Source organism: Micromonospora yasonensis, assembly GCF_026013475.1.
Classification (GTDB): Bacteria; Actinomycetota; Actinomycetes; order Mycobacteriales; family Micromonosporaceae; genus Micromonospora; species Micromonospora yasonensis.
On sequence record NZ_JAPDPH010000268.1, the window covers coordinates 1 to 8,492 of the forward strand.

At 72.7% G+C, this 8,492-nt stretch carries 11 protein-coding genes; 6 read left to right on the forward strand and 5 right to left on the reverse strand.

What is annotated here, in order from left to right; translation table 11 throughout:
- The coding region (locus ONA70_RS32160; protein WP_406601290.1) for a MinD/ParA family ATP-binding protein at window positions 1-1,052 on the forward strand (1,052 nt) is incomplete at its 5' end.
- 49 nt (window positions 1,053-1,101) lie between these two features.
- Here the strand turns inward: ONA70_RS32160 and ONA70_RS32165 are convergent.
- Window positions 1,102-1,530, reverse strand: a complete 429-nt coding sequence (locus ONA70_RS32165) for a DUF3151 domain-containing protein (RefSeq protein WP_265010251.1) — start codon at window positions 1,528-1,530, stop codon at window positions 1,102-1,104.
- A gap of 291 nt (window positions 1,531-1,821) precedes the next feature.
- Here ONA70_RS32165 and ONA70_RS32170 point away from each other — a divergent pair, with 291 nt between their 5' ends.
- A complete protein-coding gene (locus tag ONA70_RS32170) occupies window positions 1,822-3,033 on the forward strand; it encodes an LOG family protein (protein ID WP_265010252.1) in 1,212 nt (403 codons plus the stop codon).
- A gap of 56 nt (window positions 3,034-3,089) precedes the next feature.
- Here ONA70_RS32170 and fbaA read toward each other — a convergent pair whose 3' ends face one another.
- Both fbaA and ONA70_RS32180 read right to left on the reverse strand, forming a co-directional pair.
- Complete coding sequence (gene fbaA, locus ONA70_RS32175) at window positions 3,090-4,112, reverse strand: class II fructose-bisphosphate aldolase (protein ID WP_265010253.1); 1,023 nt, start codon at window positions 4,110-4,112, stop codon at window positions 3,090-3,092.
- Window positions 4,113-4,243: 131 nt separating this feature from the next.
- Complete coding sequence (locus ONA70_RS32180) at window positions 4,244-4,627, reverse strand: phage holin family protein (protein ID WP_265010254.1); 384 nt, start codon at window positions 4,625-4,627, stop codon at window positions 4,244-4,246.
- A 169-nt stretch (window positions 4,628-4,796) separates the two neighbouring features.
- Here ONA70_RS32180 and ONA70_RS32185 point away from each other — a divergent pair, with 169 nt between their 5' ends.
- On the forward strand, window positions 4,797-5,009 hold the full coding sequence (locus tag ONA70_RS32185) for a hypothetical protein (protein ID WP_265010255.1): 213 nt from the start codon (window positions 4,797-4,799) through the stop codon (window positions 5,007-5,009).
- 35 nt (window positions 5,010-5,044) lie between these two features.
- On the opposite strand, the gene ONA70_RS32190 is transcribed toward ONA70_RS32185, so the two are convergent.
- A complete protein-coding gene (locus ONA70_RS32190) occupies window positions 5,045-6,106 on the reverse strand; it encodes an LCP family protein (RefSeq protein ID WP_265010256.1) in 1,062 nt (353 codons plus the stop codon).
- A complete protein-coding gene (locus ONA70_RS32195) occupies window positions 6,106-6,588 on the reverse strand; it encodes a SigE family RNA polymerase sigma factor (protein WP_265010257.1) in 483 nt (160 codons plus the stop codon). Before ONA70_RS32195 ends, ONA70_RS32190 begins: the two co-directional genes overlap by 1 nt.
- 293 nt (window positions 6,589-6,881) lie before the next feature.
- Between ONA70_RS32195 and ONA70_RS32200 the strand changes: the two genes are divergently transcribed.
- From ONA70_RS32200 to ONA70_RS32210, 3 genes are all read left to right on the forward strand, one after another.
- Window positions 6,882-7,082: a hypothetical protein gene (locus ONA70_RS32200; protein WP_265010258.1), complete on the forward strand. Its 201-nt coding sequence runs from the start codon at window positions 6,882-6,884 to the stop codon at window positions 7,080-7,082.
- Window positions 7,079-7,240, forward strand: a complete 162-nt coding sequence (locus ONA70_RS32205) for an LPXTG cell wall anchor domain-containing protein (RefSeq protein ID WP_265010259.1) — start codon at window positions 7,079-7,081, stop codon at window positions 7,238-7,240. Before ONA70_RS32200 ends, ONA70_RS32205 begins: the two co-directional genes overlap by 4 nt.
- Window positions 7,241-7,350: 110 nt before the next feature.
- Window positions 7,351-8,492, forward strand: a 1,142-nt coding sequence (locus ONA70_RS32210) for a 3' terminal RNA ribose 2'-O-methyltransferase Hen1 (RefSeq protein ID WP_265010260.1), incomplete at its 3' end; no start/stop codon positions are given.

Consider the following 8,492-nt stretch of genomic DNA (forward strand, 5'->3'; position numbering starts at 1 on the left):
TGGGCGGATCGCGGCCGGGTCCGCCGCAGTCGGGCCCTCCCGGGCCACAACAGCCGGCCGCGCCAGCACCGCAGCAGCCGGTCCCGCCCGGCTACCCGGAGCCGGCCTGGACACCGGAGAGCGGGGCGACGCCGACGGCCGAGGACTTCGCCCGGCGGCGTCAGGCCAGGCCGGTCGACCCGGTGGCCACCATGGGCGTACGCGCGGTGGTGAACAAGATCGGCCTGGTCCGGCTGCCGCCCGGGCGGCACGAGCAGGAACTCAAGCGGGACATCGAGATGGTCCGCCGCAACTTCGGCGGGCTGCGCCAGGTGACCGTGGTCAACCCGAAGGGCGGCGCCGGCAAGACCGTCGCCATCCTGCTGCTCGCGATGACCTTCGGGCAGAAGCGCGGCGGGTACGTGCTGGCCTGGGACAACAACGAGACCCAGGGCACCCTCGGCATGCGGGCCCAGCAGGACTTCCACTCCCGTACGGTCCGGGACATGCTGCGCGACCTGGCGCAGTTCCAGGGGTCGCACGGCCGGGTCGGCGACCTGTCGCAGTACGTCCGCTCGCAGGGCGAGGGGATGTTCGACGTACTCGCCTCGGACGAGTCGGCCACCGGCGGGGAGATGCTCACCGCCGCCGCGTTCGCCGAGATCCGCGAGGTGGTCAGCCGCTTCTACAAGCTGATCTTCGTGGACACCGGGAACAACGTCCGGGCACAGAACTGGCAGGCCGCGATGGACGCCACCGACCAGCTCGTGGTCACCATGTCGGCCCGTAACGACTCGGCGGAGACCGCCGCCCGGATGCTCGACCACCTGGAGCAGAGCGGCCGGCAACGGCTGGTCCGGCAGGCGGTGACGGTGGTGTCCATGCCGCCGTCCCGCAAGGAGATCGACCTGCCGGCCATCCAGCAGCACTTCGCCGCCCGGACCCGGGCGGTGCTGCTGGCGCCGTACGAGCGGCTCATCGACACCGGCGAGCCGATCCGGTACGGCCAGCTCTCCTCGGCCACCCGGGACGCGTGGCTGAAGATCGCCGCAGCGGTGGCGGAGGGGCTGTAACGCTGACGCACGACGGCCGGCCACGCCGGGCCGGCCGTCGTGCCACGGGTCAGTGGCTGGCGAGGGCGTCCGCCGCGGCCGGGTCGCAGTCGCGCAGGAACTGCGCGCAGCGCGCCGCCTCGTCCGCCTCGCCGATCTCGCCCGCCGCACGGGACAGCACGTAGAGGCAGCGGAGGAAGCCCCGGTTGGGCTCGTGCGACCAGGGCACCGGGCCGTGCCCCTTCCAGCCGCTGCGCCGCAACTGGTCCAGGCCCCGGTGGTAACCGGTACGCGCGTACGCGTACGCCGGGATGACCTGGCCCGCGGCCAACGCCCGGGCGGCAAGGGCGCCCCAGGCGGCGCTGTGGCTCGGGAAGCGGGCCGCGACGTCGGCGAACGCCTCGTCGGTGTCCTGCTCGGCAGCCGCGGCCAGCGCGGCGTCGGCCTCCTCGTGCGCGGGCAGGAGAGTGGCCGGTGGCTCAGGCAACAGGTTCTGCATCGCCTCATTCAACCCGCTTCGCACTGCGGTACGCGATAGCCTTCGCCGACCCGCTCGGCTGAACGGCTGAGGGTTTCGTCACGCCTGCGGCCCGCCGGCCACGTACCTGCGGCCCGCCGCCCGGTACCCGCGGCCCATGCCGCGCGAAGGTGTTTTCCACTACAACTAATGGTCCGGAGCCTCCCCAGGACCCGGTTATGCAGGAGCCCGCCGGCCTGGCCGGCGGGCTCCTGTCGCTCCCGGACCCGTACGCCGGTTTGCCGGCTTGCCCGGCGCGGGCAGGATGATCTGGTGCCGACCCCACCTCCCGCGGACGTCATCGAGCCGCACGACACCAGCATCGACGAGATCGAGACCCGGGCCGAGTTCGACCGGCGGATGGCCGAGGGCACCCTCGCCGGCCTGACCGTGCAGGGCCTCCGCCTCGACCTCGATCCGGTCCCCGACCTGCGCGACATCGAGGTCACGGGCACCCTCTTCGTGGGGTGCCGGTTCGCCGACCGGGAGGTCGGCGCGGACCTCGTCCGGCGTGGCGCCAATGTCGTCCCGCCCTTCTCCGGGCTGCCCTACCCCACCCAGCCGGCCCACCTCTACACCGCCGACGACCTGGCCGCCGGCTTCACGGAGGGCGGGTTCGCCGGGATGTACGACACCCGGGTGTACGCGCACTTCCGGGCGCACGGCGGGGCGCTGCCGGACGTCCGTGAGGCGCTCGGCCAGCGGCTGCACGACCACGGGGTGGACAACGCCCTGGCCGACGCCACCCGGACCTGGCTGGCGGTGCACGGACCGCAGTCCGTGGTGGGCGTGATGGGCGGGCACGCGGTGCCGCGCGGCAGCGCCGCGTACCGGATGGCGGCGGTGCTGGGCTGGGAGCTGGCGCGGGCCGACCGGCTGGTGGTGACCGGCGGCGGCCCCGGCGTGATGGAGGCGGCCAACCTGGGCGCGTTCCTCGCCGCCTGGCCGGCGGAGGAGCTGACCACGGCGATCGACGTACTCGCCACCGCGCCCGACTTCACCGACCACGACCGCTACACCGAGGTGGCGTTGCGGGTCCGGGCGACGTACGCGGCCGGCCCCGCGTTGCCCACCCCCCGCCCGGCCGCCGTCGGCACCGAGTGGGCCCGCTCCGGCGGGCTGGCCATCCCCACCTGGCTGTACGGGCACGAGCCGGCGAACCTGTTCGCCGGGCGGATCGCCAAGTACTTCTCCAACGCCATCCGGGAGGACACCATCCTGCGGCTGGCGCGGGGCGGGATCGTCTTCGCACCCGGCCGGGCCGGGACGGTGCAGGAGGTGTTCCAGGCGGCCACCAAGACCTACTACGGCACCGACGGGGCGAGCGGGGCGTACGTCTTCCTGGACCGGACGTACTGGACGAACGAGCTGCCGGTCGAGTCGCTGCTGCGTCCGCTCTTCGCCGCCTCCCCGTTCGGCGACCTGTCCGCCACCGTGCACCTCACCGACGACGTCCACGAGGCGGTCCGAGTGCTGACCGGGTGAAAGGAGGGGCCCCTTTTTAACAGACGTCTGTTAAAAAGGGGCCCCTCCTTGTCAGGTCACTTCATCTTGGTGCCGGTGGAGCGCAGGGCCTCGCAGGCCTCGACGACCCGGGCCGCCATGCCGGCCTCGGCCGCCTTGCCCCAGACCCGCGGGTCGTACATCTTCTTGTTGCCGACCTCGCCGTCGACCTTGAGCACGCCGTCGTAGTTGCGGAACATGTGGTCCGCGACCGGGCGGGTGAAGCAGTACTGGGTGTCGGTGTCGATGTTCATCTTCACCACGCCGTAGTCCAGCGCCTCGCGGATCTCCGACAGCAGCGAGCCGGACCCGCCGTGGAACACCAGGCTGAGCGGCTTCTCCTTGCCGTACTTGGCGCCGACCGCCACCTGGATGTCGTGGAGCACCTCGGGGCGCAGCTTGACGTTGCCCGGCTTGTAGACGCCGTGCACGTTGCCGAAGGTCAGCGCCGCCATGTAGCGGCCCTTTTCGCCGAGGCCGAGCGCGTCGACCATGGCCAGGCCGTCCTCGACGGTGGTGTACAGCTTCTCGTTGATCGCGTTCTCGACGCCGTCCTCCTCGCCGCCGACCACGCCGACCTCGATCTCGAGGACGATCTTGCCCTTGGCGGCCTCGGTGAGCAACTCCTCGGCGATCTGCAGGTTCTCCGGCACCGGCACGGCCGAGCCGTCCCACATGTGCGACTGGAACAGCGGCTCCTCGCCGCGCTGCACCCGCTCCTGGGAGATCTTCATCAGCGGCCGGACGAACTTGTCCAGCTTGTCCTTCGGGCAGTGGTCGGTGTGCAGCGCGATGTTGACCGGGTAGTTCTTCGCGACCTCGTGGGCGTACTTGGCGAACGCGACCGCGCCGGCCACCATGTCCTTCACCGACGGGCCGGACAGGTACTCGGCGCCACCGGTGGAGACCTGGATGATGCCGTCGCTCTCCGCGTCGGCGAAGCCCTTGAGCGCCGCGTTCAGCGTCTGGGACGAGGTCACGTTGATCGCGGGGTACGCGAAGTGGCCGGCCTTGGCCCGGTCCAGCATCTCCGCGTAAGCCTCGGGGGAAGCGATGGGCATGTCGAACGCTCCTTACTTACCGCTCTCGGCCGTGCAGGCCGCTGTCTTCCTTGGGTGCGCCGGACCGCGCTGTCCACCGGGGGCAGTATCCCGTAGGAGGTGGTGGCGGGCACCACCGACCCGGAAACCGCTCACGACCGGTCCAGGCGATCCGGCAGGGCGACGCTGATCAGCCAGCTCACCACCGCCATCACGATGGCGCCCCAGAACGCGGCCCAGAAGCCGTCGACGTGGAACGGCAGGTGCAGCTGCCGGGCGATCCAGTTGGTGAGCAGGAACAGCAGGGCGTTGACCACGAGCGCGAACAGGCCGAGCGTGAGCAGGTAGAACACACAGCCGAACACCTTGATGACCGGCTTGAGTACGGCGTTGACCAGGCCGAAGATGAGCGCCACCGCGAGCAGGGTGAGCGCGATGTTCGCCCCGTTCCGGCCAGTCACCTCCACGCCGGGCACGATCAGCGTGGTGATCCACAATGCGATCGCGGTGATCACCAGTCGGATCAGAAACCCCACACTCCCATCCTGGCACCGGGCACCGTGCCCGGAGGGGTGAACCGCCGACTCCGCCGCGTCGCGGTCCCGCGCCGGACCGCCCGCCGGTTCGGGCCGGCACCGAGCGGCACCCGGCACCAGGCCGTACGGTGTGGTGGTGACTGTCCGCAGCGAGATCCAAGGAGGGACGATGGGTCAGCCCGACGAGGACTTCGCCCCGAGCGACCACCTCGCTCCGGAGGAGCGGGACCTGGAGGCGGAGCCGGCCGACGCGGTCGAGCAGGCCGCGGTGGTCACCCCCGAGGACGGGGACGGCGAGCCGCACCGCGGCCTGGAGGTCGCCGACTGGGACGCGATGGAGCAGGCCCGGGTGGTCGCCGCCGACGAGGACGACTACCGCTGACGTGGCGGGGAGGGGCCGCCCGGCCCCTCCCCGCGTCACCGCAGCCGGGTGACCTGGTCCGGGTGGGTGGCCGTCCACTCACCGAGCCGGTCACCCCGCAGCGCGGCCAGGAAGCTCGGCCCGAGCGCGGGATCGAGCCGGAAGGTGGTGCTCCCCGGCTTCTCCACGTGCCGGCCGGGCGGGACGACGCCGACCGGCTCGGCGTGGACGGTCTTCGCCGCCACCGAGCCCAGCGCCGCCAGCGAGGTGTCGCCGGTGTCGGCGACCAGCCCGGAGCTGAGGTGCTGGAGCAGCTGGTTGAGCACGAGCGGGTTGGTGAAGGTGTCCCGCTCCTGGAGCCGGCGGAGCAGGCCGGCGGCGTACCGCTCGGCGTTGCGGTCCCGGTCCAGTGCGCCGTCCGGCAGCTCGACCCGCTGGCGGAGCACGTCCACCGAGGCCGTGCCGTCGAGCCGCTGGCAGCCGGCCGGGTAGACCCGGTCGGTGTGTATCGAGCGGAACCCTTGCGGCAGGCAGACCTGCACCCCGCCGACCGCGTCGGTGAGCTTGCGCACCGCCGGATAGGTGAGCGCCCCACCGGCGTCGATCCGTACGCCGAGGATGTCCGCCACCGCGTCCCGGGTGGCCCGGTACCCGCGGCTGAGGTCCGGCTGCGGCCCGGCGGCGCCGAACGAGAACGCGGCGTTGAGCCGTTGCTTGCCCTTGCCGGGGATGGTGACCTCCAGGAAGCGCGGGAGCGAGACCAGATAGAGCCGGCTGCGGTCGGCCGGAACGTGCACCAGCAGCACCGAGTCGGCGAACCGGGCGGACCGGTCCGCGTTTCCGTCCACGCCCACGAGCAGCACGTTCAGCGCTCCGGTGGGTGCCGGTGAGGTCGACGCACCGAGCAGGTCCGCCGTCTCCGGCTGCCGCGGCGCCACCGCCGTGAAGCCGGCCAGGGCGGCGGCGACCGTGGCCAGCGCCGTACCGGCGAGGCGAAGTCGGAAACGGCGACGCCGGCGGCGGACCACGATCCGGTCGATGGCGGCCCGGACCGGGGCGGCAGGCGGGGTCAGCGACTCGTGCCGCGCGAAGGCGGCCCGCAGGTCGTCCTCGATCATCAGTGAACCTCCACGTACTCGGCTCGGAGGGTGGCCAGCGCCCGGGAGATGCAGGACCGCACGGTGCCGACGGCGCAGCCGAGGACTTCGGCGATCTCCGCGTCGGGCAGGTCCTCGTAGTAGCGGAGCACCAGCGTGGCGCGCTGCCGGCGGGGCAGCCGGGACAGCCAGGACCAGACCTGGTCGCGGTCCACGGCGGACTGGGCGTGGTCGGTCGGCGCCGGCACCGCCTCGTCCGGCTCGGCGCGCAACAGCACCCGCCGGGCCCACGACCCCCGCCGCCAGTCGATGAACTGGTTGGTCAGCATCCGGCGGACGTACCGCTCCGGGGCATCGCTGCGGGCCACCCGCCGCCAGTTCAGCTGGACCCGCACCATGGTCTCCTGCACCAGGTCCTGGGCCTGGTGCGGATCGCCGGTCAACATGACCGCGTACCGCAGCAGGGCGCTCAGCCGTGCGTCGGCGAACTCCTCGTACGTCACTGCACCTCCCGGTGTCCCGCCCTGTTGACGGGTACGGCCGGGCGGAACATTGCGGCCGGACAGCCTACGGGCAGGGGCAGCGCCACTCCTTAAGGATTCCTTAAGCTCGATGGGTCTACCTGGCGTTGCCCGACGGGAGGATTCTTGATGCTCACCCGCTCCGCGTGGCGCTGGCTGGCCGGGCAACGAATTCACCAACTGCCGCTTCAACGGGCTGGGCGGGGGCGCGACTGCCTGCACCTTCGACCAGGACCTGGAGCCGGGCCGGACGTACCAGGTCGACACGCACCGTCGTGGGTGCGAAGGCCAGCGGCAAGAAGGGCGACGTCGTGCGGGTCGTGCCGGCCCTCCGCAACCTCGGCCCGGCGTTGATGGAGTACCAGCACGGCCCGCTGGTCCGGGTGACGATCCCCCCGGGCACCACCGCCGTCCGCGTCGGCCACGAGTGCCAGCCGTACACCCGAACGGCGGTAGCGACAGCGCGGCAATCGTGATCAACCCGGTCGACGACGGTGGCCAGGGTGGTGGTGGCAGCCTGCCGATCACGGGTAGGCCCACGGGCCTGACCGCCGGCCTGGGGGCGCTGCTGCTCGCCGCCGGCACGGGCGCCTACGTGGTGGCCCGCCGCCGCAGGACCCGCTTCGTCGCCTGATCCCCACGACAGCGCCGGCGCCCCGTCGACCTGAGGTCGGCGGGGCGCCGCCGTTCGTACCGGTAGAAAACCGGACGACGCAAGATCGACGAAGCTGACACCATCGACGTGTGCTGCTGACCGTCACCACGACCCACCGTCCCGCGACCGACCTCGGCCACCTCCTGGTCAAGCACCCGGACCGCGTGCAGAGCTTCGACCTGCCCGCCGGCATCGCGCACGTGCTCTACCCCGAGGCGGACGAGCAGCGGTGCACGGCGGCGCTGCTGGTCGAGGTCGACCCGCTCAAGCTGGGCGGCGGCCGGGGGCGCGGCCGGGCAGCGGCGGCCACCCCGGACAGCTTCACCCTCGGCCAGTACGTCAACGACCGCCCGTACGCGGCCTCCAGCCTGCTCTCGTCCGCGCTGGCCAAGGTGTTCCGCTCGGCGCTGCGCGGCGAGTCCCGGGACCGGCCGGAACTGGCCGCGACGGCCATCCCGCTGGAGGTACGGGTGCCGGTGCTGCGGTGCCGGGGCGGCGCGGAACTGGCCGTCCGGGTCTTCGCCCCGCTGGGCTGGACGGTGACGGCCACCCCGATCCCGCTCGACGAGGCGTACCCGGAATGGGGGGACAGCCGGTACGTCGAGCTGACCCTGGCCGGCACGCTGCGGCTCGCCGACGCCCTCAACCACCTGTACGTGCTGCTGCCGGTGCTGGACGACGCCAAGCACTACTGGGTGGCGCCGGACGAGGTGGACAAGCTGCTCCGGGCCGGTGCCGGCTGGCTGGCCGGCCACCCGGAGCGCGGTCTGATCACCCGCCGCTACCTGGCGCACCGCCGGGCCCTGGCCGGCGAGGCGCTGGCCCGCCTGGCCGAACTGCGCCTCGCCGACGAGCCACCCGCCGACGACAGCGTCGAGCCGGCGGGGCCGACGGAGGAGAAGGACGAGAAGCGCGCCTCGCTGGCCGTACGGCGGCGCGAGGCGGTGCTGGCGGCACTCCGGGACAGCGGCGCGAGCCGGGTGCTGGACCTGGGCTGCGGTGGCGGGGCCCTGCTCACCGCGCTGGCCGCCGACCGGCGGTTCACCGAGGTCGTCGGCACCGACGTGGCCAGCCAGGCGCTCACCCTGGCCGCCCGGCGGCTGCGGCTGGACCGGCTGCCCGAGCGGCAGCGGGATCGGATCAAGCTGTGGCAGTCGGCGCTGACCTACCGGGACGACCGGCTGCGCGGCTACGACGCGGCGGTGCTGATGGAGGTGATCGAGCATCTCGT